A 24,528-nucleotide genomic window follows, 5' to 3' on the forward strand; every position below is an offset into this window, starting at 1 on the left:
CGAACGCCGCGCCGCGCCGCGCCGCTCCGCGCCGTGCACCGCACGGTGCGGAGCGGCGGTCAGACGCCTGCCGCGCGGACTGCCGAGACCGCTTTGCGGGCCGCCACCAGGACCGGGTCCCAGACCGGGGAGAACGGCGGGGCGTACCCCAGGTCGAGCGAGACGATCCGGTCCACCGTCATGCCCGCCGTGAGGGCGACCGCCGCGATGTCGACCCGCTTCGCCGAACCGGCGCCGCCGACGATCTGTACGCCGAGGAGCCGGCCCGTACGGCGTTCCGCCAGCATCTTCACCGTCATCTCCGCCGCGCCCGGGTAGTAGCCCGCCGTGTTGGTGGAGGTGATGGTGGCCGTCACGAAGCGCAGGCCCGCCGCCAGCGCGTCGCGCTCGCGCAGCCCCGTACGGGCGATCTCCAGGTCGCAGACCTTGCTGACCGCCGTGCCGACCACCCCGGGGAAGGTCGCGTAGCCGCCGCCCACGCCAGAGCCGATGACCTGCCCGTGCTTGTTGGCGTGGGTGCCCAGGGGGATGTGCCGGGTCCGGCCCGCGACCAGGTCCAGGACCTCCACGCAGTCGCCGCCCGCCCAGACGTTCTCGTGACCGCGCACGCGCATCGACAGGTCCGTGAGGATCCCGCCCGAGGGACCGAGCGGAAGGCCGGCGGCGCGGGCCAGCGCGGTGCGCGGCTCCACGCCGATGCCGAGCACGACCACGTCCGCCGGGTACTCCTCGCCGTCCGCCGTGGCCACCGCGCGCGCCCGGCCCTCCTCGTCCGTGAGGATCTTCGTCACCTCGGCGCGCGAGACCGTGACGATCCCCATCCGGTTCATCGCGCGGTGCACCAGACCGCCCATGTCGGGATCCAGCGTGGCCATCGGCTGCTCGCCCCGGTGCAGGACGGTCACCTCGTAGCCCCTCAGCACCAGGGCCTCGGCCATCTCCACGCCGATGTAGCCCGCGCCGACCACGACCGCCCGCCGGCCCCGGGTGCGCTCCAGCGCGTCCATCAGGCGCTGGCCGTCGTCCAGGGTCTGGATGCCGTGCACCCCGTGCGCGCCGATGCCGGGCAGGCGCGGACGCACCGGCCGGGCACCCGTGGCCAGGACGAGCTTGTCGTAGTGCGTCCAGGCCTCGGACCCGCCGTCCAGATCACGGGCGCGGACCCGGGACCCCGGCAGGTCGAGCTCCACCACCTCCGTACGGGTGCGCAGGTCGATGTCCCGCGCGCGGTGCTCCTCGGGGGTGCGGGCGATCAGCTCGTCGCGCCCGCCGACCAGACCGCCGACCCAGTACGGGATGCCGCAGGCCGAGTAGGAGGTGAAACGGCCGCGCTCGAAGGCCACGATCTCCAGGTCCTGCGGCCCCCTGAGCCTGCGGGCCTGTGACGCGGCGGACATCCCCGCCGCGTCGCCCCCGACCACCACCAGCCGTTCCGTCGCCATCGCCCGTACCGCCCCTTCACCGACGTCGAATGGTGAACACGCTACGGGCGAACGCGCGTTCAGTCCTGCACGTCGGCCTCGGTGTCCGGAGCCGCCATCCGCTGCGCGGGGACCGCCACCCGCTTCGGGCTCGGGCCCGTCCTCGGCCGCGCCGGCCGCCACCGCCGGTACGCCCGGACCAGCAGCGCCACCACCGAGGCCGCCAGCAGGAACGGCAGCAGCGCCCCCAACGCCACCATCAGGTAGCGCAGGATCTTCGTGAAGACCTCCCAGCCGCCGCTCAGCGCACCGAGGAAGGTGGGCTCCTCCTCCTTCTCCTTCTCCTCCGCCGGGACCGGCTCGGAGACCTCCAGTGTGATCGTGCCCATCGACGTCTGGTCCTTCAGCGCCGTCTGCTGCGCCAGCAGCGACTCCAGGTCGGACTGGCGCCGGCTCAGCTCGCCCTCCAGCATCACCACCTCGCTCAGCGCCGAGGCCCTGCCCATCATCTCCCGCACCCGCGCCACGCTGGCCTGCTGCGAGGAGACGCGGCTGCCGATATCCGCGACCTTCTCGGTGACGTCCTGCGCGTCGACCTTGCGGTGCAGCAGCTTCCCGCCGCCCTCCAGGGCGGCGAGCACGGAGTCGTAGCGCTCGCCGGGCACCCGCAGGGTCACCGTCGAGGTCATCCGGCCGTTCTCGCCGCGCTCGGTCGACTCCTGGCCGACGTAGCCGCCTGCGCCGTCGGCCGCCGTGCGCGCCGCCGCGAGGGTCTTCTGCACATCGGCCGTCTCGATGCCGAGCGTCGCCGTACGGATGACGTTCGGCCGGACCGCGACCGGCGCTCCGTCCTTCGCGCCGGACGACCCCGCCGATCCCGCCGGGGCCGGGGCCGCCGCGGCGCCCGCCGAGCCCTCCCGCGCCTTCCCGTCGGCCGCGGGCGGCGCCACCGCCGCCTTGTCGCTCGCGGAACCCTGCCCGTCCGCCCCGCAGCCAGTGAGCGCGAGCACCCCGGTGAGGCAGAGGGCGGCCAGGGCCGCCGCGGAACGGTGTCTGCTGATGCTGCGCATCGCTGTGAACCCCCCAAGATCGGCTGGTGTTGCCCCTTCGACGTACAGGGTCCCGTCGCGGGTTTCGCACACGCGGTTCCGAGCCGGTCCCGATGCGGTCACGGTCCGGCCTCGGTGATCGGTCTGAGACGATGTGTCCATGCAGGAAGCGGACATGCGTACGGAGCTGCCGGGGACCGCCACCCGGCCCGCCGGCTCCCCGGGCCACATCGTCGTCATCGGCGGCGGCATCGCGGGCCTCGCGGCGGCCCACCGGCTGCTCGCAGAGGGCGCCCGCGTCACGCTGCTGGAGGCCGGACCGAGACTCGGCGGCAAGCTGTACTCCGGCGAACTCGCCGGAGCCCCCGTCGACCTCGGCGCCGAGTCCATGCTCGCCCGCCGCCCCGAGGCCGTGGCCCTCGCCGAGGCCGTGGGCCTGGCCGACGCCGTGCAGCCGCCCGCCACCGCCACCGCCCACCTGTGGACCAGGGGCGCGCTGCGGCCGATGCCGCGCGGCCACGTCATGGGCGTGCCCGCAGACCTCGGGCCGCTCGCCGCCTCCGGGGTCCTCTCCGCCGAGGGCCTGGCCCGCATCGAGGCCGAGCGGACGCTGCCGCCCGCCGAGATCGGCGAGGACGTCGCCGTCGGGGAGTACGTGGCCGCCCGCCTCGGCCGCGAGGTCGTCGACCGGCTGGTGGAACCGCTGCTCGGCGGGGTCTACGCGGGCGACGCCTACCGCATCTCGATGCGGGCCGCGGTGCCCCAGCTCTTCGAGGTCGCCCGTACGCACGCGCTGCTGGGCGACGGCGTCCGGGAACTGCAGCGCAAGGCCCAAAGCGGGCCCCAGCCGGCCGGCCCGGTGTTCGCGGGTATCGACGGCGGCATCGGACGCCTCCCGCTCGCCGTGGCCGAGGCCTGCCGCGCCGCCGGCGCGCGGATCGTGACCGGCGCCCCCGTGCGCGAGGTCCTTCGTACGGCTGAAGGCTGGCGGGTCGTGGCCGCCGCGGAGACCGTCGAGGCCGACGGCGTCGTCCTGGCCGTCCCGGCCGGGCCCGCCGCCCGGCTGCTGGCCACCCTCGCGCCGGCCGCCGCGGCCGAGCTGGACCAGGTCGAGTACGCCTCGATGGCCCTGGTCACCATGGCCTTCCGGCGCGGCGACCTGCCCGCGGCCGTCTCCGGCGGCGACGCCAGCGGCTTCCTCGTCCCGCCCGTCGACGGCCGGACCATCAAGGCGTCCACCTTCTCCAGCAACAAGTGGTCCTGGGCCGGTGCCGACCCCGACCTCTTCCTCCTGCGTACCTCCGTGGGCCGCTACGCCGACGAGCGCGACCTGGAGCGCGAGGACGGCGACCTGGTCGAGGTGTCCCTCGCCGACCTCGGCGAGGCCGTGGGCCTGACGGCCCGTCCCGTCGCCTCCACCGTCACCCGCTGGGACGGCGGACTGCCCCAGTACCCCGTCGGCCACCTCGGCCGGGTCGCCCGGATCCGCGGCGCCGTCGAGGCCCTGCCCGGCCTCGCCGTGTGCGGTGCGCTCTACGACGGAGTGGGCATTCCCGCCTGCATCGCGAGCGCCGGTCGCGCCGCGGACGCGGTGATGGCCGCGCTCGGTGCGCGTACGGCACCCCTGGCTCCGACCACTGATCAGCGCACGGGACAATAGGCACATGACTGCACCAGAGAAGATTCCCAACGCGGGGAAGAAGGCGAAGGACCTCAACGAGGTCATCCGCTACACCCTGTGGTCCGTCTTCAAGCTGAAGGACGTCCTGCCGGAGGACCGCGCCGGATTCGCCGACGAGGTCCAGGAGCTGTTCGACCAGCTGGCCGCCAAGGACATCACCGTCCGCGGCACCTATGACGTCTCCGGCCTGCGCGCCGACGCCGACATCATGATCTGGTGGCACGCGGAGACCGCGGACGAGCTGCAGACCGCGTACAACCTGTTCCGCCGCACCCGGCTGGGCCGCGCGATGGAGCCGGTGTGGTCGAACATGGCCCTGCACCGCCCGGCCGAGTTCAACAAGTCGCACATCCCCGCCTTCCTGGCCGACGAGGTCGCCCGCGACTACGTCAGCGTGTACCCCTTCGTCCGCAGCTACGACTGGTACCTGCTGCCCGACGAGGACCGTCGCCGCATGCTCGCCGACCACGGCAAGATGGCCCGTGGCTACCCGGACGTGCGCGCCAACACCGTCGCCTCCTTCTCCCTGGGCGACTACGAGTGGCTGCTGGCCTTCGAGGCGGACGAGCTGTACCGCATCGTCGACCTCATGCGTCACCTGCGTGCCTCCGAGGCCCGTATGCACGTCCGTGAAGAGGTGCCCTTCTACACCGGGCGCCGCAAGTCCGTCGCCGACCTGGTGGCCGGGCTCGCCTGATACCTCCCCTGGGGGGAAGGACCGGAGGACGACCACACCGTCAGGTGAGTGCCTTCGGTGGATCGGGAGGCCCAGCCCCCGAAACGACGCAGCCGGAGATCCCGCCCGGAAGTTCAGACGACAGGCGGCAGCAGTGCCCTGCGGGCACCCGCCGCCCGGTCGTCCAGCGACACCGGTGCGGGCTCCGGATGCGGCGCGCAGCGCACGTGCCACCCCGGGGTGGCACCCGTCAGCAGATACCGCTCCACGTGCCGGTCCACGCAGCCGTTGCGTCCGCCGACCACGCCGTGGGAGCCGGCCCCTGTCTCCGTCACCAGCGAAGCCCCGGCGCCGAGCCGTCGCTGGAGCTCCCGCGCACCCGCGTACGGGGTCGCGCCGTCCCGCTCCGCCGCGACCACCAGCGTCCTCGGCAGCCGTTCGGGCTGGGCCCCGACCGCCACCGGCGAGCGCCCCGCGCGTACCGGCCAGGAGGCGCACGGCAGGTTGAGGAAGGCGTTGGCCCAGGTCTCGAAGGGGGCGGTGCGGGCCAGTTCGGTGTTGTCGCGGTCCCAGGTCTCCCAGTCCGCGGGCCAGGGGGCGTCGTTGCAGAGGACCGCCGTGTAGACGGCCGTCGCGTTCTCGGCCTCGGACACCGCCGCCGGGTCGGGCGCGGCCTGGGCGGCCAGCACCGAGGGATCGCCCCGCAGGAAGGCGGCCAGGGCCGCCGCCCGGTCCGGCCAGACGTCGTCGTAGTACGCGGCCTGCAGGTAGGCGGCCCGCAACTCGCCGGTCCCGACGGTTCCGCCCGCGGGCGTGCGGGCCACCGTGTCCCGGACCCGCTCGTAGCCGGCCTGCACGGCCTCCGCGGTGGTGCCGAGCCCGTACACGGCGTGGTGGCGGGCCACCCAGGCGCGGAAGTCGCGCCAGCGTCCCTCGAACCCGCGTGCCTGGTCGAGGTTGTTGCGGTACCAGACGCGGCGCGGATCGGGGTCGACCGCGGAGTCGAGGACCATCCGGCGGACGTGGCGCGGGTACAGGGTGGCGTAGACGGCGCCGAGGTAGGTGCCGTACGAGGTGCCCAGGAAGCTCAGCTTCTCCTCGCCGAGCGCGGCACGCAGCACGTGCAGGTCACGGGCGTTGTTCGGGGTGGTGTAGTACGGCAGCGCCGCGCCGGCCCGGCGCGCGCAGCCGCGGGCGTACGCCCGGGCCTGCGCGAGGCGCTGCATCTTGTACGCGGGGGAGGGGTGGACGGGCTCCTGGACGGGACCCTTCGCGCGGGCCGCCGGGTCCAGGCAGGACAGCGGCGCCGAGCGCCCGACACCGCGCGGGGCATAACCGACGAGGTCGTAGGCGGCGGCGATCCGCTCCCAGCCGGGGAGATCGGCGACGAGCGGGAAGTACATCCCGGACGCCCCGGGGCCGCCGGGGTTGTGGACGAGCGCGCCCTGACGGGCGGCGCCGCGCGCCCCGGTGGCGGTGGCCCGGCTGACGGTGAGGGAGATCTGCGGGCCGTCGGGACGGGCGTAGTCGAGCGGTACGCGCAGGGTGGCGCACCGGACGTGGGACGGCAGCTCCTCGACGGCGGGACAGGCACCGAAGTCGAGACCGGAGGCGCCGCCGCCCCCGGAGGCGGCCGCGAGGGCGGCCCGACGGGCCACGAGCGCGGCCCCCGCGCTCTCGGCATCGGCGGTGCCGGCGGGGTGCGGGGGCGGTGGGGCGGGTGCGGCCGCGACGGCGGGCGCGCCCAGCGTGAGCAGGAGCGCGGCCACGACGGCTCCGTGGCGTGCGGTTCTCATGCGCATGGCGGCCCCTGCCTCTCATCCGATGAACCGATGAGAGGCCGGGGCGCCGCACTTGTAAAGGATCACCGGGTGGTGTCGGCGGCCGTGACCCCGGTTTGCCGTATCAGGAACTGCTGGAGCAGCTCGAACTGCTCGAACTCGAACAGCTGGAGCTGCTCGAACCGGAACAGCTGGAACCGGAGGAGCCGCCGCAGCTGCTGCCGGTGGACCCGCAGCCGGAACCGGACCCGCAGCCCGAACCACCGCTCCCGCAGCCCGAACCACCGCTCCCGCCGCCCCCGTCGCTCGTCGCGCACCACAGCACCGGCAGCAACGCGGCCGAGGAGTCGGAGGACGACGAGTGCGGGCGGTGCGGGCGCGCCCCCGACTGCGCCGCCGCCAGCCGGGTGCCGCGCGCGGCGGGCACCAGCTGCTCGCGCAGGAACGGGTCGTGCAGACCGCGCAGGCCGAACAGCGCGGTCTGCACGTACGGGCTGTGGTCGTTCACATATGCCGAACGCAGGGCGAGCAGGGCGCGCAGCCCGGCCGGGGTGACCCGGTTCCCGGCCCGGGCCCTGCAGAACAGGCCGAGGACAAGGCCCGCGAACAGTGCGGGCGCCACCGTCACGACGAACGGCACGCCGGGGTCGGGATCGAGGGCGAACTCCACGACGGTCAACGGGATCGAAGCGACCAGCCACACCCCGCACACGACGGCCTGGACCAGCCCCCAGCGGCGCCAGGTCCGGCCGGTGCCGGGCGGGGAGACCAGCCCGCGGGCGGCCAGGGCGTCCCCGATGCCCTGGACGGCCGGGTCGCACATGGCGGCGTACCGCACCTGGTAGAGCCAGCCCGAGGGAGCTGCGGCGTGTGCCTGGAGCACGGCGCGTTCGGCGGGGTCGCCGGCCCGGGCCCCGGGGCGCACCTGGACGATGCCGGGACCGCCGACGACCAGTCGGCCGTCTCCGAGCATCGAGACGAGGGCGCTGTCCACGACGGTGGCGGGTCCGCCCACCACGAACGCGGCCTCGGACAGGTCGTGGAGGCCGGCCGCCGGGGCCGCCGGGGCGGGCCGGGCCCGGCGCAGCCCGCGCACGAGCAGGACGCAGGAGACGACGACGGCGACCCAGATCACGACGGCGAGGGCGTTCACGCCGCCCTCCCCGTGAGCGCCCGGGCCCAGCGCACGATGCGGCGCGGTGGCATGGCCCCCGCCCGCTCCCGCCACCAGGCGGTGAGCCGGCGCCGTGCGGCCGGGTCGGCCGGCAGGTCCTGGATCAGCAGGTGCTCGGCGAAGTCCAGCGCGTCCCTGCGGTATCCGGCGGTCATCGGGCGGCCCTTCGCGTAGGCGAGGAAGGCCTTCCGGTACGGTTCGCGGCCGCCGAGGATCCCGGTCAGCTCCGGAGCCACCTTGGCGACGACGTCGGCCCGCTTGGCGGCCAGGGCCCGCACCTGCACCCGGATGCGCGCACGGTCGAAGCCCTCGGGCACGGGCGTCGCGGCCACCAGCGCCGACAACAAGGCGGCCTGCCCGAGCGCCACCCGCGTCCGGGCGGCCTCGCCAACCCCCCACCCCCCGGCCCCAGCCCGCCCGGCCCCGGCCTGCACTTCGGCCTGTGCTTCGGCCTGCGCCTCGGCCTGTGCCTCGGGCTCCGGCGAGGCGTGCGCCTGGGCCTGTGCTTCGGCCTGGGCCTGGGCCTGTGCCTCGGGCTGTGCCTCGGGCTCCGGCGAGGCGTGCGCTTCGGTCTCGGGCTCCGGCGCGGCCTGCGGCCCGGGCCCGGACGCCGGCTCTGCCACGCCCTTCGGTGCCGTCTTGACCCCCGGCTCCGGCAGGGCCCCGGGCTTCGCCACGGCTCCCGGCTCAGGCGCGGCCTCCGGTGCCGTGCGGCCGGCCGTCAGGACCTCGCGGATCGCACTCAGCTCGCCCGCGAGTTCCGCCTCGGGCGGGAAGTCGTCGTCGCGCTCCAGCAGCACACCCGCCGGTGCCACCCGGGAACGCAGTTCGGCCAGCAGGCCGAGTACCACCGGCGGCACAGGGTGCGCGTGGGTGTCGTGCCAGACGCCGCCGCGCTCGACGCCGCCCGCCACGTGCACGTACGCCAGCGCCTCCAGCGGGATCGAGTCCAGGACGGCGGCCGGGTCCTCGCCCCGGTTGACCCGGTTGGTGTGCAGGTTGGCCACGTCGATGAGCAGCCGGACCCCGGTCCGCTCGACCAGCTCCGTGAGGAACTGCCCCTCCGTCATCTCCTCGCCGGGCCACGAGAACAGCGCGGCTATGTTCTCCAGCGCCAACGGCACCGGTAGCGCGTCCTGCGCGATCCGTACGTTCTCGCACAGCACGTCCAGCGCGTCGCGGGTGCGCGGCACGGGCAGCAGGTGCCCGGCCTCCAGCAGCGGCGAGGACGTCCGTACGAAGGCGATGTGCTCGGTGACGAGCGGCGCCCACAGCGCCACCGCCCGCTCCCCGAGCGCCGCCAGCTTCTCCGGATCCGGACGGTCGGCGCCGCCGAGCCCGAGTGAGACGCCGTGCGGCACGATGCGCGTGCCGCGCTCGCGCAGCCGCCCGAGCGCCTCGGGCAGGTGGCCCGGGCAGATGTTCTCGGCCACCACCTCGACCCAGTCCAGGCCGTCCAGCCGCTCGACCGCGTCCGCGATCTCCGGCCGCCAGCCGATGCCCACCCCCAGGTGTGCCATGGGCTTCATGTCCCCCGCCCCCTCTACTTCCTGCCGTGTGCGGATGTCATGGCCCCGGCGCAGTCGCGCCAATCCGCACGAGGGGACGTTCAGAGCAACATTTGAGGTTCCCGGCGGCCGGTGCGCACCGGCCGCGGCCACCGGGAGGTGCGCGAGGTCGTAGTTGCCTGGCAGCGGCTCGGCGTCGAGGATGGCGAGCTCCACTGCGGCGATGTCCGCTTCGGCCTCGGAGAGCTCGGTTGCGTCGGTGATGCCGAGACTGTTCCGGAGGACGCCATTGGGCTCGCTGTAGGGGTCGGTCACTCAGCGGCCTTGCGGGTGTAGCGGGCAAGGGTACGGGCGCGCAGGGCTGTGGCGTCGAGCTCTCCGCGTGCGTAGGCGTCGAGGTCGGCTGTGGTGTCTGCGCTGACGCGCAGTCCTTCGGCCTCGGTGGAGCCTATGGCGGAGGCGACCGCCGCTTGACGGCGTTGGACCTGGTCCTTCTGTTCCTGTCGCTGGTAGGCCTCCAGCGACGCGACGTCCACACGGCGGTGGGTGCCGACCATGCGGAAGTCGATTGCTCCCTTGTCGAGTAGCTTGACCAGGTGCGGTCGGGAGACGCCGAGGGCTTTCGCTGCCTGGATGGTGGAAAGTTCCAGGTTCTTGGCGATCACCTCGACGGCACGGCCGGACGCGATGAGCGCCATGGTCTCCATAAGGACCGCCAAGGCTTCGCGCGGCACCTCCATGGTGACCTTGCCCGCTTCTGCGACCGTGATGTGGAACGTCTCGGCCCTGCTGGTGAGGGCGTCACGCAGGCATGGAACGGCATCCTCGGCGGTGCGCTTTGTCCCCTTGGTCGGTTTCTGTTCCTGGTGTGTCACGGGCATCGGCGCGTCCTCGGCTTCGAGTGGTTGCGATCCTTCCTCCAGCGTATGGAACCAGTGGACCAAGTGCAATATGTGCAACTACTTTGAGTGACGATGGTGCCCTCTTGGGTTGCTGGAGGGCCGTCCGTACGCCCCCCTCGACGTCGGCGGTCGGCAGGCCAACGAGGCCAGTGTCCGGGGCATCACGGGACGGCCGGACGGAGTCGGGGCATGGGCGGTATGCACGCGGCAGCGATCAAGCGGAACCTGGCCCTGTACTGGTTATTGCCTGATCCAGGCGATAACAGCGCGACTCCCCGGCTCCTGGACTGTCTGTTCAGATGCCAGAATGCGCCCCCGATTCAGCAACCGGGGGCGCACTGGTTCTCGACCGCAGCGGCCTTCAGACGATGGGCCCGCCCAGCGCGGTCAGCCGCTCCTTGTACAGCGAGCCGGCCGCGTAGGCGGCTGTCTGCTCCGACGGCGCACACGCCTCGATCAGCCGATGCGCCTGCGCCTTCAGCTCGGCCGCCCAACCCAACGCGTGATGCCGCGCGGAGCGGCCGCACTGCTGCGGCTCCCCAGGCAGGCACAGCGGCAGAGCGGGCCCCAGATTCTTCGCCGCATGGCGGACCTGCCTGGCGATGGCCGTCCACTGCTCGTCGTTACGTCGCTGACCGGGCGGCGCCGGCCACGCCAGCGTGTGGTTGCCGTGCGGGTCCATCGGTCCTCCAGCGGTGCTCAGGTGGCCGGGGTCGTAGTGCCTTGGGCTGTGCGCGGCGGTCGTGCGGGCACTCGGCTGCGGAGGACGACGGTGCGCTCCGTTCGGGCGCCGTGAGGCGGGAGGATGGCACACGCTGACGGGGCTACGAATCCGTGGTGGCGCAAGAGGCTGGCCCACTGGTGCGCTTCGCCCTCCCAGCGGAGCACCATGGCCAGCGTGGATCGCACGACGGCCGCCTCGTCGGACTCGATGCGGTCTCCCGGTGGTACGTGGGCAAGGACGAGGGTTCCGCCGGGCCGGAGACGCTCGCGGATGGCGGGAAGAAGTACGTCCGGGTCCGTGAACCAGTGCGCTCCGAAGGCCGAATACACGGCGTCGTAGTAGTCCGAGGTGTGGCTGAGGAAATGGAGGGCGTCGGCCTGGTGCACTTCGATCGTCGACCCCCAGCGGGTGGCCGCCGCCGCGACCTGCACGGCTGAGATGTCGACTCCGACGGGTCGTACGCCGAGCGCGGCCAGGGCGGCGAGGCGGTCGCCCTTTCCGCACCCGAGTTCCAGTACGGCGGCCCCGCGGCCGACTTCCAACAGCTTGGTGCCCGGGCCGTGCCCTGGGTGGGGCGTCCAGCTGAAGGCAGGCGGCGGGCCATGTCGGCGGGCCGGGGTTCGACGGGCGTAGCTATCCCACGTGGACGACGTGGCCATTGAGGAGACTCCGGAGAGGAAAGGGGCCCGGCCGCATAAAGCGGCCGGGCCGGGGTTGCGGTCAGTCGTGAGACGGCGGCTGGACGATGAACCCGCGGGCCGGGCGTTCCTCCGGGTCGCGGGACGTCGGCTGCTGCGTCTCACGCCAGACCTTGACGAGCTCGGCGTACCGAGGGTCTGTCCACTCCTGCATGAGTCCTCCCATCGGAGCGGAGCCTAGCGTTCAGCCGGTCTACTCGCTGGCCTACGACGGGTCCGAGAGGCACTGCGGGGTCGGCATGGGCTGGATGGGCCCGCAGTTCGGCGCGTGCTGGCAGGACGCGGCCACCTCGACGATCCCGTTGTCCGGGCCGCGCCACAGCTCCCGGTCCACGGGGAAGCCGGCCCGCTCGATCGCGGCCATCGTCCGGTCGATGAACTCCGGGTCGTAGCGGCCGGAGTCCGGGGGCTCCGGGTAGTGGTGGACGAACCCGCCGAGGCGCTCGCACAGGCCGTTGTAGATGGCCGTGTGCAGGATGAGGGCGTGCCAGCCCTCGTCGACGACGCGCGAGGGGGCGATGCCGAGGGCGCCGCCGGCCGCGACGGCGACGAACTTGAGGCCCTCGACGACGACGCGCTCGGCCATGGACCAGCCCATGTCGGGGTTGTCCTTGGCGACGGTCGCGGTGACGGCCATGAAGTCGTCCGGGCTGAGGAGCGCGCGGGCGTCGCGGACGCCAGGCTCGATGGTGAGGGTCATGGTGCCTCCCTGTGCGGGTGTCGGAGGGGTGTGGGGCTTGCTGCTGCACGGAGGGGGCGGGGCCGGAGTGGACATGCGTCTCCCTTGGTTGTGTGCCATGGGTGGTGCTGGTCGGCCCTGCGGGCCGGGACACAGCCCCGCGGAGTCGGATGGGCTGGAGGGGGGCTGTGCGCCGGCCAGCAGGGAGGTCAGGTCGGCCGTGTGGCGCCGACTCCTCGCGGCCGACCGGGGGTCTAGGTGCTGGGCGAGCCCAGCGGGCGGCCGAGCGGAGTCACGCCGGCTCGATGTTGGTGATCGCGGTGGTGAACTCGCGGCCGGACGCGTTGCGGATGTAGGCCAGGTCCATCCAGTGCTCCATGCCGTTGTCCGAGACGTTCTCGGTGACGACGGCCATCAGCACGCCCTCCGTGCCGGACGGAATGTCGCGGACGCGCTTCTTGAGCAGGCGGTGAGGGTGGTACTCGTACTGGTCACTCATCCGACGCCTCCGACGGGTCGCCGAGGAAGTGCGACCACCCCACGCGGGCTCGTTCGAGCAGGTCCTCGCTGGGCGCGGTGAGCGGGGCAGTGGTGGAGCCCGGGGCGTCGGGGGTGTCCAGGCTCATCACGCCTCGGGGAAAGGGACTCGTCATGGTGGGTGGCTCCCTACTGTCGTCAGCGGGTGGTGAAACCAGTCAACGGCCAGGCCCCGGCGTGGGACCATCTCCGATGCGGCATGCGCATGCGGATATGCGCGCAGCGGGTACGGGCACGCGAATCAGCGCGTGAAACCCAAAAATGGGGGCACGTTGAGCATCACGCCGGCGGTCAGAGAAGCGTCCAGGGCCAAGGACTACGGCAAGGTCATTGAGCTGGTCCGCAAGAGCGCGAGGCTGACGCAGACCCAGTTAGGCCAGGCCTGCGGACTGTCGCAATCGGCAGTCTCCCGGCTGGAGAAGCGCGGGCCCGGGGCGTACGCGACAGACGTCCTGGCGGTGATGGCGGCCCACCTGGGCGTCCCCGCCTCCCTCTTGGGGCTCGCGGACGCAGCGGTACGAGATGGGTACGAAGACATGCGACGACGAAACTTCATAGGTGGATTCGCCACAGCCGCCGTCGCCACAGCGCTCCCAGCGCTTCCCGACCCGGGTGAGGGTGCCGGACAGGCCGCAACCCTCAGGCTCGGCACGGCGTCATACCGGCGCCTGGACGGAGCCACACCCTCACGTGACCTGTCGGACGCGGTGCAGTCGCACCTGCGGCTTGTGCAGGCCGTGAGCCGGGCGGCTGGAGACGACCGACAGCGCGCGCGCCTCGCGGCTGTCGGCAGTGAGGCGGCGAGCCTGGTGGGCTGGCTGTCGTGGGACATGGGCGATCACGGTTCAGCGCGCAGCTGGTACGCCTCAGCGATCAAGGCGGCGAGGACTGCGGGGGATCCCCTGCTGGCCGCTTACCAGGCCGGGAGCATGGCCCAGTTCGAGGCGGACGCCGGAAATGGCGTGCAGGCCTTGAGCTGGACAGGGAAGGCGCGCCGGTTCCTGGACGCCCGCAGGCCCGCTGTAGCGGACGCGTGGCTGTCGTCGGTCGAAGCGCTCGCGCATGCTGCGGTGGGAAATGAGGAGGCGAGCGACCGGTACCTGACCAAGAGCCGGTCACTGGCCGCGCGGCTGGGGTCGGAAGAACCAGCGCCGTGGCCCTGGGTCTTCCAGTTCAGCGAGGCGAAGGTCGCGGCGGCCCGCGTCGCCTGCGGGGCTCGGTTGGGGCTTCCCGCCTGGGTCCTCGACGCCGACACGAAGGCCTTGGGCACCGGACACGCGAAGCAGCGCGCCCTGCTGCTGCTGGACATCGCGGCCGGACACCTGGCGGCCGGGAGGGTCGAGGCCGCGTTCGCGATGGCCTCCCGTGCCCTGGAGTCCGGCGTCCAGTACCGTTCCGGGCGGATTGTGGATCGTGCTCGTGCGGTCCGACGCTCGTACCGCACTGCGTCTCCACCCAGGGTTGTCCGCGACTTCGACGAGCAACTGCACGACGTCTACCTGTAGGGGAGGGCACACGATGCGTGTGGGAATCACCGGTCACCGAGGGCTGAGCACGGAGGTGGAGCAGAGGGTTCGCGCGCTGCTGGAGGCAGCGGTGAGCCAGTACAACGCCGCCGAGCTGGTCGGCGTCTCCTGCATCGCCGACGGGCCGGACGCGTGGTTCGCCGAGTACGTCCTCAGGTGCGGGGGCCGCCTGGAGGTGGTGATCCCGGCCGAGGAGTACCGCGAGGGGCTGCCCCAGGACCACCGGCCGACGTACGACCGGCTGCTGAGCCGGGCAGCCGAGGTGCACCACACCGGGATGTCGGTCTCGGACTCAGCGGCGCACATGGCCGGCAGTGAGGCGCTCGTCGGCCTGGTGGACGAGCTGTTGGCCGTCTGGGACGGGAAGCCCGCCTGGGGGTACGGAGGCACAGCGGACGTCGTGGCCTACGCCGAGCGCACCGGCGTCCCGGCTCGGATCCTCTGGCCTGAGGGGGCCAGCCGCTGACCTCTGAAAGCATGGAGAACCGCCCCCTCCCGCCCATGGGCGGGAGGGGGCATGTCGTTCAGGAGACCCCGTACCACTGACTGGTCCAGCCCGTGTTGATGATGCTGGTTCGACTGCGAGGCCGGCGTCAGCGACGCCGGCAGCGGCGTCCGACCGGTCAGCATGTTCGAGTAGCGCAGTCTCGGCGCCGTCAGCCCCGCGTTCACCGAGATGCCGGCGCCGCTCGACGTGAAGGTGAGGCTATTCGTGGCCCCAGGTGCCGAGCACCCGCTCCTCCTCGGCGAGGTCCACCTCGGCGGCGGGCGCCGCCGGTTCGGCCTCCGGCAGGAGACCGAGGACCCACTCCCGCCAGCTCACAGCCGCGCCCGCAGCGCCGGATGGTCGGCGACGACGGTGGCGCTGCCCGGCGCGATCTCGGTGAACCCGGCGTCGCGGACCACCGGCAGCCCGCTCCCGCTCAGCTCCGCCCACCGCTCGCGCGCGGCGGTCCGTACGGCCAGGCGGAAGCCCGACTCCCGCCAGGCGGCCCGCTCCGCACGCGTCAGCTCCCACCACGCCAGCTGCGCCGCGTGCCCGGCCTGGGCCATCGCCTTGCCGGCCGACATGCCGAGGTCCGGGTTGAGCCACAGCACCGGCAGGGCGGAGGCGTCGGCCGCCGGGACCGGCTCCGGGTCGTCGAGGTCGGTGCCCGACACCTGGAGCTTGGCCAGCTCCTTGGGCCAGCCGTCGAGGGGCACGGGCGGGAAGACCCGTACCTCCGCGGCGTCACCGCGGACGGTGATGCCCGGCAGGGCCTCCGCCTTGCGCCACTCCGCGCCGCGCGCCCGCCGGACGACCTTGCGGATCCGCGCGTCCTGCCAGTCCCGGACGGCCTGCGCCCATTCGCCCTCGCCCCGCGCCCGCTCGTCGGCGAGCAGCACCAGCACGGCCCGGGCCGCGGTCTCCAGGGCATCGGTGCGGGCGGGTGGCTCCGCCTTCTCGATGCGCACCACCAGCGGCAGGACGAACTGCGGTGCCTCGTCCCGCAGTACGTGCTCCCGCCGGAAGGCACTGTCGGCCCCGACCGCGGGTACCCCGGAGGTGTCGTTCGTGTGCTGGCTGCTCATCCCGCCAAGGATGCCAGGCTCCTCCGTGAGGAGGATGTCCCGGGTGCCGGGCCCGGGCGAGGATCGGGCCCATGAGGAGTGATCCTGCCGACGCACTCGCCGTGTCCCCGGCAAGTCGTGTCGTACAGGCGCCCGCTGGAGCCCGGGCCGGTGTCTCGTACGGTAGGGGTCCCGGTGTCGCAGTCGAGCGGGGCGAAGCGCTGCCACCGTGGCGGGTGTCACACCCGATGGAGTGAGGGGGCGCTGCGTGACGCGTCTGTGCTGGCGGGGTCGGCACCCATCGGATCCTGGTCGCCGTCGCCGTCGCCGTCGCCGTCGCCGTCGCCGTCGCCGTCGGCGCCGGTCAGATCACCGGGGGTCGGCCCAGCCGGGTCATCCGCCACACGGTCCGCCAGCGCATGGGGCGCCTCGGCGGGCACGGCACCCGTACGCCTTCGAGGAAGCCGGCCCACCAGGCGGCCAGGCCGGAGAGCGGGGGCCGCTGCGCGATCGTGTACGCGGCCCATGTCCCGAGGTAGACGGGGACCAGGACGGCGGGCAGGTGCCGTTTGGCCAGCCAGACGCGGTTCCGGCCGGTGTTGCGGTAGTACACCGCGTGCCGGGACGCTTCCGTACGCGGGTGTTGCAGCACCATGTCGGCCCGGTAGTCGATGTCCCAGCCGGCGTCGAGCGCCCGCCAGGCGAAGTCCGTTTCCTCGTGGGCGTAGAAGAACTGGGCGGGGAAGTCGCCCACCTGGTCGATGACGCTCATGCGGATGGCGTGGCCGCCGCCGAGGAACGTCGTCACCGGCCCGGACACCAGCGGGTTCTTGCCGCCCGGGCGGGGGACGTGTCTGCGCTGACTCGCCCCGGTCCCGTCCGCGATGCGGAAGCCCGCGATACCCAGGCGGGGCCTTCCGGCGAACGCTTCCCGGACCAGCCGGAAGGTGTCGGTGCGGGGCAGCAGGCCGTCGTCGTCCAGGACCACGACGACGTCCACGCCGCCCCGCTCCCGCAGCCGGGCCACGCCGGCGTTCCGGCCGCCGGGGATGCCCAGGTTCTCCGGCAACTCGACACCCTCCACGCCGTCCGGGAGGGGTGGGAGTTTCACGCCCTGGCCCAGGACGACGACGGTTGCCGGATCGCCTTCCTGGGCGCCCACGGAGGCCAGCAGGGCCCCCAGTTCTGCGGGCCGGTCGCCCATGGTCAGGACCACAACCCCGATCTTCGGCATTCTGGTGTTCGTTCCTTTCACGCCTGGTTGTTGAGCAGTTCGGTGGCGCGCTGGTTCAGGCTGGCCGCGCCGGCCACACCGCGCTTGCGGTACCGGGTCGCCGCAGCCTGGATCTCCCTGACTGCCTGCCTGTTGCGGTCGGAGACCACGCCGCCCATGAAGTCCAGGGACCTGGCCCACAGGCCCACGGCTTCCTCGTGCCGGTGCTGCCCTGCCACCGATCGCCCCAGGTTGGCCATGGTCAGCCCGTGCTTGAGCTGGTAGGTGCCCGGAGTTCGGCCCGCCAGGGCCCGCCGGTAGTGCCGTTCGGCTGCGGTGTGGTCCTTCATCACGGTCAGGGTCTTTCCCATGTGGGAGGCGACCGTGGCCGCCACCGGGCCCGAGGCGGCGGCGTAGGCGGTGACCGGGTCGCGGGTGTCGGTCACGGCGTCCTCGGCGGCCAGCAGCGCCCGTGCCGCCCTGGCGCTCTGGCCGCCGGCCCCGTACGCGCGGGCGCACGTCACCAGGAGCAGGGCCTCGGTCTGCCGGTCGACCTTCCCCGCCGCCCTGCCCAGGGCGGCTTCGGCCAGGTCCGGACAAGAGCGGGGGTGGCCCAGGTCAAGGGCCTGATGGGTCAGGGCCCGCATCATCCACGCGGCATGGCCGTTCGGGTCGGCCTCACAGGCCAGCTGGTAGCCCAGCAGGTAGTACCGCTGTGCGGCGCCCTCCCGGCCGAGGTCGTGGTGTTTCCAGCCGACCAGGCAAGCCAGCTGGGCCGCCGCCGCGAACGCCTCGGAGCGGACCGTGGCGGAGGGGAATCGGGCGGTGAGCATCGGGGCGACGGTGTCGGTCAGGTAGGCGGTGACGGTAATCAGGCCGTGGCCGCCGCCCATGCGTTCGTCCACGCTGCGGAACGTCTCGGTGAGCTGGCGGACGGTGCTCACCTCGGCGGGGCCGACACTGCCGCCGCTCTCGGCGGCTCGGAGCGTCGCGGCGACCGCTTCGTGGTCGTAGGCCAGAGGCAGGCCGACGGCGGCGGCGGTGAACGCGGCGCCGAGGAAGTCACGGCGACGTTGCATGACGGATCTCCCGAGATCGGTGATGGCGGCCAGCGGATCGGCTTCCAGGACGCCACCGATGACAGCGGAGCCTAGACCGATCTCGGCGACCGTCACCCGCCGCTTCGTCTTTCTCGTCAGGGCCTCGGCGATGTAGAACGGCGTCTGGCCGGAGGGTGTACCCCCTGCAACCCAGTAGGCGACGGCCGACGGCCCGGTACTCAACCGCTGGCCGGCCTCGGCACGTGAACGGCGGCGGCCGGCAGGTCCGCGACTTCGTCCACGTCGACGACATCGCCGAAGCCACCATCAGGGCCACGCTCGCCCCCGGCGCCGACAGGCAGACCCTCAATATCGGCACCGGCCAGGCCACCTCCATCGCCGACGTGGCCCAGCTCATCCGCAACCACTACCCCGACGTCGAGTTCCAGGACAGGCCGCTTCCCGAGGGCGACCCGCTCGGCGGGACGGCCGGCACGGCCCGCATGACCGCCGCCCTGGACTGGGAGCCCCGGATCACGGTGGCCGAGGGTGTGGCCCGCTACGTGGCCTGGCTCGACAACGCCCCCGCCGCCCTGCCCGACTTCCTGCGCCGTGAGGCCGCCGAAGCCGCCTGAACCGCCCGCCCCGACGACGACCAGGAGCAAGCCAGGTGCCCGAGTCCATCCGTATCGGTGACTACGTCCACCCCCCGGCCGCGTCCGGCCTGGACGCCACCGGATACGCCAAGATCGGCGAGCGCGAGCTGTCCGACTTCCTCACCCGCTGGGACGCCCTCCACGACGACGCCCTACAGGTTGTGTCCGAGCGGATCCACCCCACCGCGCAGATCCACCCCACTGCGATCATCGGCGAAGACGTCATCATCGGGCCGGGGGTCCGCGTTCACGAGTTCTCGACAGTCCGCAAGCGGTCCGTCCTCGCCGCCGGCGTGTCCGTGGGCTTCGGGTGCGAAGTGACCCACTCCTTCGTGGGGGAGAACACTGTTCTCGGCCACCAGGTCGGCGTCGGGCACTCCATCATCGGGACCGACGCCCACCTGTCCGCGAACCTCGTGATCGCGGCGATCAGCTTGTGGAACTACGACATGCGCGTACCCATCAAGGAAATCGTCCTGCACGGCCCCGGCGACGAACCGCCCTACCGGTGCACCACGTCCCAGTTCGGCGGCCTGATCGGCGACCACGTCCAGACTGGCAGCATGATCACCCTCGGCCCCGGCATTGCCGTGGGCCGGCACTCGACCATCGCCGCGAGCGTCTGCATGGGCAGCACCATCGTTCCCCCGGCCAGCGTCGTACGGTCGTCTTCACCCGAAGTGATCATCGAGCCCCGCCGGATCTGACCGCCGTCCCCGCCGACTCCCGCCCCGGCGGCGGGCCCGCCTGTGGGCCTCGGTCCAGCGGGGGCGTGCCCACTCTGCCTGCACCGCGGCGGAGTATCCCGAGGCCGGCGCCCGGGTCCGGGAGATCCGCGCGCAGCAGCCCGCGGCCTGACCGCCCGGGGCCCTGGCCACGGCGGCCAGCTCGGGAAGCACGCCGCTGCCGCTCACGTCCCTCGCGGTCGCGCTCGCCCTGGCCGCCGTGGCGGGCGCCGCGGCCTGCTTGGCCGCCGGGCGGCGCGGGTGAGGGCGCGGTCGACTGCTAGGTCCCGATCAGTTCGGAGACCTTCACGAAGCGGTAGCCGCGCTTGCGCAGTTCCGGGACGATCTTCCGGATGGCCTCCTCGGTGACAGGGGCGGCGCTGCGCGTGCAGTGCATCACCACCACCGAGCCGGGCTTCACGCCCGCGAGGACCTGTTCCGCCACCGCGTCGGGGTCCGTCGCGAAGGCGTCCCCGCTGACCACGTCCCACTGGACCGCCGTGACCCCGGCCGTGGACAGGGCCCGCAGCGCCGGGTCGTCGTAGCAGCCGCCGGGGAAGCGGAAGTACGGGACGGTGTTGACGGCCCCGGCCTGCCGGAAGGCGGCGAAGGCCCGGTCCACGTCGGCCCGGGCGGCGGCGCCGTCCAGCGCGGGGAGTCCGTAGCAGGGGGACTTGAAGGCGTGGTGGCTGTACGAGTGGTTCGCGATCTCGAAGTTCGGGTCGGTGCCGATGGCCTTGGCCTGGTCCGGGTACTCCTCGGCCCAGCGCCCCGTCATGAAGATCGTCGAGGGCACCCTGAGGGTGCGTAGCGTCGAGATCAGCTGCGGGTTGTCGAAGCGCTCCCCGCCCGCGGCACGCGGTCCCTGGTCGGAGGTCATGTCGGCGTCGAAGGTCAGCGCCACGGTCTTGTCCGTCCGCTGCTTCGCCCGCTCGAAGACGGGGGTCAGTCCGTCGGGGCCGGGGGCCAGGGTCGGGGCCCTGCCGGGAGCGCCGGCCGGCGGCGCGCCCGGGGCGGGGCCCGGGGAGGCGGCCGCGGCGCCGGGCGCGGAGGCCGCGGGCGCGGACGCCGCCGGGGCGGACGCCGGCGGCGTGCCCATGCGGGCTTCGCGGCCGGCGTCCGTGGTGCCGGAGCCGCCGCCGCAGCCCGCGAGGGGAGCGGTGAGGGCGGCACTGAGTGCGGCCGCGGCCGTCACCTTGCGCATGCGCACAGAAATGGTCACGCACGCAAAATATATGACTATGTGACAAGTAGGTGTCCGCGGCACTCCCACTGGTGCCGCGAGACCCCCGGTCAGCGCCGCCAGGGGCCCGTCACGGCGAAGGTGGTGCCCGGGGCGTAGGCGTTGACGTACATCGTCCGCCCGTCGGGGGAGAAGGCGACCCCGGCGAACTCCCCCCACTCCGGGGCCCCCGGACCACCGATGTCCTGGGCGTTGCGGGCCACCGGGTAGACCTCGCCGCCCGCCGTCACCCCGAACACGTACTGCGCCCCGCCGCCGTCCTCGCACACCATCAGCCCGCCGTCCGGGGCCAGGCAGATGTTGTCGGGGGAGTCCCCCGGCAGCAGGACGTCGGCGGCCGGGCCGAAGAGCACGTCGAGCCGGAGCCGGGCGCGGCGCGGATCGTAGAACCACACCTGTCCCTGGTGGTCGGCGGGTGCTCCCTCGCCCGTGCGGGCGTAGCTGGACACGAAGTGGACGCCGTGGCCGCCCCAGTAGCAGCCCTCCAGCTTCTGCGCGTGGGTGATGCCGGCCCGCCCGAAGTCCTGGTGCCGGATCGGGGTGCCGACGGCCGAGGGGTCCGGTACGGGCACCCACTCCACCGGGAACTCCGCCCCGGGCTCGTCCACCACCGCCAGGTCCGCCAGGCCCGGCACCCGCAGGGCCTCCAGGGCGCCCCCGGCCCGCAGCGAACCGGTGCCGCCCAGCGGCCGGTCCGGCAGGAACCGGTAGAACAGCCCGAAGGGCCGGACGAAGGCGTCCTCGGTCTCGTAGACCACCCCGCGGTACGGGTCCACGGCGACGGCCTCGTGCGCGAAGCGGCCCATCGCGGTGAGCGGGACGGCGCCCGTGCGCCCCGGCCGGGCGGGGTCCACCTCGAAGACGTAGCCGTGGTCGCGTTCGTAGCCGGAGGTGCCGGCCCGGTCCTCGGTCTCCTCGCAGCTCAGCCAGGTGTTCCAGGGGGTGCGGCCGCCCGCGCAGTTGACGGCGGTGCCGGCGAGGGCGACGCGCTCGCCGGTGACCCGCCCGTCCGCGGCGAGATCCAGGGCGGTGCAGCCGCCGAGCGCCCCGGGGTCGTACGTCAGCCCCGGTACGGCGGGGACGCGCAGGGCGGCGGTGGCGCGGTTCTCGTGGTTGCGCACCAGCCGTACCCGGCCGCCCCCGGCGTCGAAGGCGGCCATGCCGTCGCAGTTGGCGGGGACGGCCCCCTCACCGGAGCGCAGCGGGTCACCGGCGCGCGAGAGGACCCGGTAGCCGAACCCGGCGGGCAGGTCGAGCAGCCCGCGCGGGTCCGGGAGCAGCGGCCCGTACCCGCCACCGGCCCGGGCGGCCCGGGAGGAGGCGGGGGAGCCGGCGGCGAACAGCGCTCCCAGCGCCCCGCTGAAGGCGATCGCACCGGCGGCGATCAGACTGCGTCGGGTGACGGACATCGGCGGCTCCCGGAGGACGTCGGGCCCCGTGGGGGGTTTGTCCCGCCGATCATGCCGGGCTCGCGGGCGGCCCGGCCGTCAGGACACAACCGGGGGGCGGGTGGTGCCGGGGAGGCAGGCCACCGCCGGGTTGAAGGTCTCGTGGAGGCCGCGGGGGTTCTTCTTCCACAGCCACAGGTGCAGGGCGTAGTGGACCGGCTGGCCGGGGAAGTTGCCGGGCTTGGGGCCCTTGAACGCGGTGCCGAACATCGTGGGGCGGTCGTCGTCCGTGGCCGGATTCTGGTCGCGGTCGTAGACCAGCCACTGCACCCCGACGAGGCGCTTGCCGCCCCGCCCGTCGTCCTCGTAGTACAGCGCGGCGGGCTTCGTCGGGTCGACGGAGTTGTCGTACGCGTGGTTGAAGTGCGGGTAGCCGAGCGCGCCGGTCCCGCCCACCCGGTCGAAGACGCAGTACTTGTCCGGCACGTAGCCGTCCGCCACCGCGTTGGCGTGCACCTGGTACCTGGCGGTCGCGCTGTACGCGGTCGCCCGGTCGGCCAGCGCCCGGCCGGTGGCGGGGCCGTGGTCGGCGGAGGCCGTCGGTGCGGCGACGGCCGCCAGGGCGAGCGAGGCGGCTGCGATGAGGGCGGGGGTGAGACGTCGGGCCATGCGCGGGCTCCTGGTGACGGACTGGCTGGTGGCACAGCAGCCCTTCCCGCCGGCCGCCGTGCCCGCCCCGCGCCCGCCCCGTACACGGCACGGACGGACGACCGCCGATCGGCCGACGGCCGTCGGGCGCTCACCCGGCGGCCGGGCGGGCGGCCGACCCGCCGTCCCCCGGCCGACCGGCGGCCGGGCATCCGTACGCCGGCGGCCGGGCATCCGTACGCCGGCGGCCGGGCCACCGGCGTACGCGGCTCACCCGAACGGGAGCGGCGCCGTTTCGCGGCGCACCGGCACGGGGAACCGGTCAGTCCGCAGACGGCCGTTGCGACGGCCACGGCCACGGCCACGGCGGCCGGTGCGACGGAGGGTGCGGAACATGGCGCAGCGGGATGCGGCACCGAACGGCGACGGAGGACTGCGGGACATCGTCTCGGCCGTCTCCCGGGGCGCGCCGGAGTACCGGCAGTGCCCCCACCCCCTGTACGCGGCCCTGCGCGAGCGGGAACCGGTGTGCCGGCTGACCCCTCCGCACGGGATCGACACCTATCTGATCACCCGCCACGACGACGCCCGCGACGCCCTGTCGGACCCCCGGTTCAGCAAGGACATGCGCGGCGCCATCGACACCTACCACGCGGTGTACGGCAGCTTCTTCGACGCGCTCGACGACAACGTGCTCTTCTCGGACCCGCCGCGGCACACCCGGCTGCGCCGCATCCTGCGGAGCGCCTTCACCCCCCGGCGGGTGGAGCAGATGCGTCCGAGGATCACCGAGATCGCGGAGACGATCCTCGGCGAGTGCCGCAGGGCCGGCACGGTCGACCTGATGGCCTCGTTCGCGTTCCCGCTGCCCGTCGCGGTCCTGTGCGAGCTGATGGGCATCGAGCAGGAGGACCGCCCGGAGATCCTGGAGCAGTTCGCGGTCGTCACCCGCTCCCGGTTCGACCCCAGCCGCAGGGTGGAGCTGAAGGCGGCCGAGGAGCGGCTCCAGCACCGGCTGGAGCGGCTCATCCAGGACACCCGGGACCATCCGTCGGACACCTTCCTCGGCGACCTGGTCCGGGCGGAGGAACAGCTGGACGACCCCGAACTGGTCGCATCGCTGTGGGTCTTGTTCTTCGCCGGCCACAAGACCACCGCCTACCAGATCGGGAACTCCGTCCTCAACCTGCTGCTCCACCCCGAGCAGGCGGCCAGGCTCCGCGAGGACCCCCGGCTCATCCCGGGGGCGGTCGAGGAAATGCTGCGCTTCGAGGGCTCGGTGGAGACGTCGACCTTCCGGTACGCGGCCGAGGAGGCCCGGATCCGCGACACGGTGATCCCCAAGGGCTCACTGGTGCAGATCGCGATCTCCGCGGCCAACCGGGACCCGGAGCGGTTCGACGCGCCCGACGACCTGGACGTGACGCGCGAGGGCCTCCAGGGCACCCACCTGGGCTTCGGCCACGGCACCCACTACTGCCTGGGCGCGCCCCTGGCACGGCTCGAACTCGAGATCGCGCTCGGCTGCCTGCTGCGGGAGTTCCCGCAGATGCGGCCCGTGGACCTGGAGGAGACCCGCGGCGCGTGGCTCAAGGGACCGGTGGCGGCCTTCCGGGGGCTGGAGCACCTCCGGCTCGTCCTGGAGCCCTCGCGCCCGGACGGGGACCCGGGCGAGCCGACCCTGGCCGCCGTGGCCTCCGGAAAGTGA

The 24,528-nt window shown here is 73.5% G+C and carries 25 protein-coding genes; 7 read left to right on the forward strand and 18 right to left on the reverse strand.

Annotation, left to right across the window (positions count from 1 at the left end):
- Positions 1-59: 59 nt before the first annotated feature.
- Both ACIPXC_RS02005 and ACIPXC_RS02010 read right to left on the reverse strand, forming a co-directional pair.
- Positions 60-1,442 (reverse strand): FAD-dependent oxidoreductase, encoded by a 1,383-nt coding sequence (locus ACIPXC_RS02005; protein WP_401612402.1) that lies wholly within the window; start codon positions 1,440-1,442, stop codon positions 60-62.
- 59 nt (positions 1,443-1,501) lie between these two features.
- Entirely contained in the window at positions 1,502-2,491 is a 990-nt protein-coding gene (locus ACIPXC_RS02010; RefSeq protein ID WP_401612405.1) for a DUF4349 domain-containing protein, read from the reverse strand.
- A 139-nt stretch (positions 2,492-2,630) separates the two neighbouring features.
- Here ACIPXC_RS02010 and hemG point away from each other — a divergent pair, with 139 nt between their 5' ends.
- Together hemG and hemQ are read left to right on the forward strand one after the other, a co-directional pair.
- Positions 2,631-4,130, forward strand: a complete 1,500-nt coding sequence (gene hemG, locus ACIPXC_RS02015) for a protoporphyrinogen oxidase (protein WP_401612408.1) — start codon at positions 2,631-2,633, stop codon at positions 4,128-4,130.
- Between the two features lie 4 nt (positions 4,131-4,134).
- Positions 4,135-4,848 (forward strand): hydrogen peroxide-dependent heme synthase, encoded by a 714-nt coding sequence (hemQ, locus tag ACIPXC_RS02020; RefSeq protein WP_401612411.1) that lies wholly within the window; start codon positions 4,135-4,137, stop codon positions 4,846-4,848.
- Positions 4,849-4,961: 113 nt separating this feature from the next.
- Here the strand turns inward: hemQ and ACIPXC_RS02025 are convergent, their stop codons facing one another.
- The 10 genes from ACIPXC_RS02025 to ACIPXC_RS02070 form a co-directional block, all read right to left on the reverse strand.
- On the reverse strand, positions 4,962-6,623 hold the full coding sequence (locus tag ACIPXC_RS02025; protein WP_401612590.1) for an alpha/beta hydrolase: 1,662 nt from the start codon (positions 6,621-6,623) through the stop codon (positions 4,962-4,964).
- Positions 6,624-6,732: 109 nt separating this feature from the next.
- A complete protein-coding gene (locus tag ACIPXC_RS02030; protein WP_401612414.1) occupies positions 6,733-7,761 on the reverse strand; it encodes a TIGR04222 domain-containing membrane protein in 1,029 nt (342 codons plus the stop codon).
- Complete coding sequence (locus ACIPXC_RS02035) at positions 7,758-9,302, reverse strand: DUF692 domain-containing protein (RefSeq protein WP_401612592.1); 1,545 nt, start codon at positions 9,300-9,302, stop codon at positions 7,758-7,760. The genes ACIPXC_RS02030 and ACIPXC_RS02035 overlap by 4 nt, the downstream gene beginning before the upstream one ends.
- 299 nt (positions 9,303-9,601) lie before the next feature.
- Entirely contained in the window at positions 9,602-10,171 is a 570-nt protein-coding gene (locus tag ACIPXC_RS02040) for an excisionase family DNA-binding protein (protein WP_401612417.1), read from the reverse strand.
- Positions 10,172-10,553: 382 nt separating this feature from the next.
- Positions 10,554-10,874 carry a hypothetical protein gene (locus ACIPXC_RS02045; RefSeq protein WP_401612420.1) on the reverse strand — a complete coding sequence of 107 codons (321 nt, stop codon included), beginning with the start codon at positions 10,872-10,874 and terminating at the stop codon, positions 10,554-10,556.
- 17 nt (positions 10,875-10,891) lie between these two features.
- Complete coding sequence (locus tag ACIPXC_RS02050) at positions 10,892-11,458, reverse strand: class I SAM-dependent methyltransferase (RefSeq protein ID WP_401612422.1); 567 nt, start codon at positions 11,456-11,458, stop codon at positions 10,892-10,894.
- 178 nt (positions 11,459-11,636) lie between these two features.
- Positions 11,637-11,768, reverse strand: coding sequence for a hypothetical protein (locus tag ACIPXC_RS02055; protein WP_269084397.1), 132 nt, complete (start codon positions 11,766-11,768; stop codon positions 11,637-11,639).
- A gap of 51 nt (positions 11,769-11,819) precedes the next feature.
- On the reverse strand, positions 11,820-12,314 hold the full coding sequence (locus ACIPXC_RS02060; protein ID WP_401612426.1) for a glycine-rich domain-containing protein: 495 nt from the start codon (positions 12,312-12,314) through the stop codon (positions 11,820-11,822).
- Between the two features lie 271 nt (positions 12,315-12,585).
- Positions 12,586-12,792, reverse strand: a complete 207-nt coding sequence (locus ACIPXC_RS02065; protein ID WP_401612429.1) for a hypothetical protein — start codon at positions 12,790-12,792, stop codon at positions 12,586-12,588.
- Positions 12,785-12,946: a hypothetical protein gene (locus ACIPXC_RS02070; protein WP_401612432.1), complete on the reverse strand. Its 162-nt coding sequence runs from the start codon at positions 12,944-12,946 to the stop codon at positions 12,785-12,787. Before ACIPXC_RS02070 ends, ACIPXC_RS02065 begins: the two co-directional genes overlap by 8 nt.
- Positions 12,947-13,102: 156 nt before the next feature.
- Here ACIPXC_RS02070 and ACIPXC_RS02075 point away from each other — a divergent pair, with 156 nt between their 5' ends.
- Together ACIPXC_RS02075 and ACIPXC_RS02080 are read left to right on the forward strand one after the other, a co-directional pair.
- Complete coding sequence (locus ACIPXC_RS02075) at positions 13,103-14,335, forward strand: helix-turn-helix domain-containing protein (RefSeq protein ID WP_401612435.1); 1,233 nt, start codon at positions 13,103-13,105, stop codon at positions 14,333-14,335.
- A 13-nt stretch (positions 14,336-14,348) separates the two neighbouring features.
- Positions 14,349-14,822, forward strand: coding sequence for a hypothetical protein (locus ACIPXC_RS02080; protein WP_401612438.1), 474 nt, complete (start codon positions 14,349-14,351; stop codon positions 14,820-14,822).
- A 353-nt stretch (positions 14,823-15,175) separates the two neighbouring features.
- Here ACIPXC_RS02080 and ACIPXC_RS02085 read toward each other — a convergent pair whose 3' ends face one another.
- The 3 genes from ACIPXC_RS02085 to ACIPXC_RS02095 form a co-directional block, all read right to left on the reverse strand.
- Positions 15,176-15,928 (reverse strand): aminoacyl-tRNA hydrolase, encoded by a 753-nt coding sequence (locus tag ACIPXC_RS02085; protein ID WP_401612441.1) that lies wholly within the window; start codon positions 15,926-15,928, stop codon positions 15,176-15,178.
- Between the two features lie 343 nt (positions 15,929-16,271).
- Complete coding sequence (locus tag ACIPXC_RS02090) at positions 16,272-17,141, reverse strand: glycosyltransferase family 2 protein (RefSeq protein ID WP_401612444.1); 870 nt, start codon at positions 17,139-17,141, stop codon at positions 16,272-16,274.
- Positions 17,142-17,158: 17 nt separating this feature from the next.
- Positions 17,159-18,199: a tetratricopeptide repeat protein gene (locus ACIPXC_RS02095; RefSeq protein ID WP_401612447.1), complete on the reverse strand. Its 1,041-nt coding sequence runs from the start codon at positions 18,197-18,199 to the stop codon at positions 17,159-17,161.
- 155 nt (positions 18,200-18,354) lie between these two features.
- On the opposite strand from ACIPXC_RS02095, the gene ACIPXC_RS02100 reads away from it, so the two are divergent.
- Both ACIPXC_RS02100 and ACIPXC_RS02105 read left to right on the forward strand, forming a co-directional pair.
- The gene (locus ACIPXC_RS02100; protein WP_401612450.1) at positions 18,355-18,795 is read left to right on the forward strand and encodes an NAD-dependent epimerase/dehydratase family protein; all 441 of its coding nucleotides are present in this window, start codon (positions 18,355-18,357) and stop codon (positions 18,793-18,795) included.
- Between the two features lie 35 nt (positions 18,796-18,830).
- A complete protein-coding gene (locus ACIPXC_RS02105; RefSeq protein ID WP_401612451.1) occupies positions 18,831-19,523 on the forward strand; it encodes a transferase in 693 nt (230 codons plus the stop codon).
- Positions 19,524-19,821: 298 nt separating this feature from the next.
- Here the strand turns inward: ACIPXC_RS02105 and ACIPXC_RS02110 are convergent, their stop codons facing one another.
- The 3 genes from ACIPXC_RS02110 to ACIPXC_RS02120 form a co-directional block, all read right to left on the reverse strand.
- Positions 19,822-20,745, reverse strand: a complete 924-nt coding sequence (locus ACIPXC_RS02110; RefSeq protein ID WP_401612595.1) for a polysaccharide deacetylase family protein — start codon at positions 20,743-20,745, stop codon at positions 19,822-19,824.
- 89 nt (positions 20,746-20,834) lie between these two features.
- Complete coding sequence (locus ACIPXC_RS02115; RefSeq protein WP_401612454.1) at positions 20,835-22,193, reverse strand: alkaline phosphatase PhoX; 1,359 nt, start codon at positions 22,191-22,193, stop codon at positions 20,835-20,837.
- A 78-nt stretch (positions 22,194-22,271) separates the two neighbouring features.
- A complete protein-coding gene (locus ACIPXC_RS02120; protein WP_401612457.1) occupies positions 22,272-22,841 on the reverse strand; it encodes a hypothetical protein in 570 nt (189 codons plus the stop codon).
- Positions 22,842-23,214: 373 nt separating this feature from the next.
- On the opposite strand from ACIPXC_RS02120, the gene ACIPXC_RS02125 reads away from it, so the two are divergent.
- Positions 23,215-24,528, forward strand: coding sequence for a cytochrome P450 (locus ACIPXC_RS02125; protein ID WP_401612460.1), 1,314 nt, complete (start codon positions 23,215-23,217; stop codon positions 24,526-24,528).

It is taken from the genome of Streptomyces sp. NPDC090021 (assembly GCF_044748225.1).
Classification (GTDB): domain Bacteria; phylum Actinomycetota; class Actinomycetes; order Streptomycetales; family Streptomycetaceae; genus Streptomyces.

Coding starts and splice junctions, on each gene's coding strand:
- ACIPXC_RS02005 (WP_401612402.1), bottom strand. CDS start 1,442: ATGGCGACGGAACGGCTGGTGGTGGTCGGGGGCGACGCGGCGGGGATG.
- ACIPXC_RS02010 (WP_401612405.1), bottom strand. CDS start 2,491: ATGCGCAGCATCAGCAGACACCGTTCCGCGGCGGCCCTGGCCGCCCTC.
- hemG (WP_401612408.1), top strand. CDS start 2,631: ATGCAGGAAGCGGACATGCGTACGGAGCTGCCGGGGACCGCCACCCGG.
- hemQ (WP_401612411.1), top strand. CDS start 4,135: ATGACTGCACCAGAGAAGATTCCCAACGCGGGGAAGAAGGCGAAGGAC.
- ACIPXC_RS02025 (WP_401612590.1), bottom strand. CDS start 6,623: ATGAGAACCGCACGCCACGGAGCCGTCGTGGCCGCGCTCCTGCTCACG.
- ACIPXC_RS02035 (WP_401612592.1), bottom strand. CDS start 9,302: ATGGCACACCTGGGGGTGGGCATCGGCTGGCGGCCGGAGATCGCGGAC.
- ACIPXC_RS02040 (WP_401612417.1), bottom strand. CDS start 10,171: ATGCCCGTGACACACCAGGAACAGAAACCGACCAAGGGGACAAAGCGC.
- ACIPXC_RS02045 (WP_401612420.1), bottom strand. CDS start 10,874: ATGGACCCGCACGGCAACCACACGCTGGCGTGGCCGGCGCCGCCCGGT.
- ACIPXC_RS02055 (WP_269084397.1), bottom strand. CDS start 11,768: ATGCAGGAGTGGACAGACCCTCGGTACGCCGAGCTCGTCAAGGTCTGG.
- ACIPXC_RS02060 (WP_401612426.1), bottom strand. CDS start 12,314: ATGACCCTCACCATCGAGCCTGGCGTCCGCGACGCCCGCGCGCTCCTC.
- ACIPXC_RS02065 (WP_401612429.1), bottom strand. CDS start 12,792: ATGAGTGACCAGTACGAGTACCACCCTCACCGCCTGCTCAAGAAGCGC.
- ACIPXC_RS02070 (WP_401612432.1), bottom strand. CDS start 12,946: ATGACGAGTCCCTTTCCCCGAGGCGTGATGAGCCTGGACACCCCCGAC.
- ACIPXC_RS02080 (WP_401612438.1), top strand. CDS start 14,349: ATGCGTGTGGGAATCACCGGTCACCGAGGGCTGAGCACGGAGGTGGAG.
- ACIPXC_RS02085 (WP_401612441.1), bottom strand. CDS start 15,928: ATGAGCAGCCAGCACACGAACGACACCTCCGGGGTACCCGCGGTCGGG.
- ACIPXC_RS02090 (WP_401612444.1), bottom strand. CDS start 17,141: ATGCCGAAGATCGGGGTTGTGGTCCTGACCATGGGCGACCGGCCCGCA.
- ACIPXC_RS02095 (WP_401612447.1), bottom strand. CDS start 18,199: ATGCAACGTCGCCGTGACTTCCTCGGCGCCGCGTTCACCGCCGCCGCC.
- ACIPXC_RS02110 (WP_401612595.1), bottom strand. CDS start 20,745: ATGCGCAAGGTGACGGCCGCGGCCGCACTCAGTGCCGCCCTCACCGCT.
- ACIPXC_RS02115 (WP_401612454.1), bottom strand. CDS start 22,193: ATGTCCGTCACCCGACGCAGTCTGATCGCCGCCGGTGCGATCGCCTTC.
- ACIPXC_RS02120 (WP_401612457.1), bottom strand. CDS start 22,841: ATGGCCCGACGTCTCACCCCCGCCCTCATCGCAGCCGCCTCGCTCGCC.
- ACIPXC_RS02125 (WP_401612460.1), top strand. CDS start 23,215: ATGGCGCAGCGGGATGCGGCACCGAACGGCGACGGAGGACTGCGGGAC.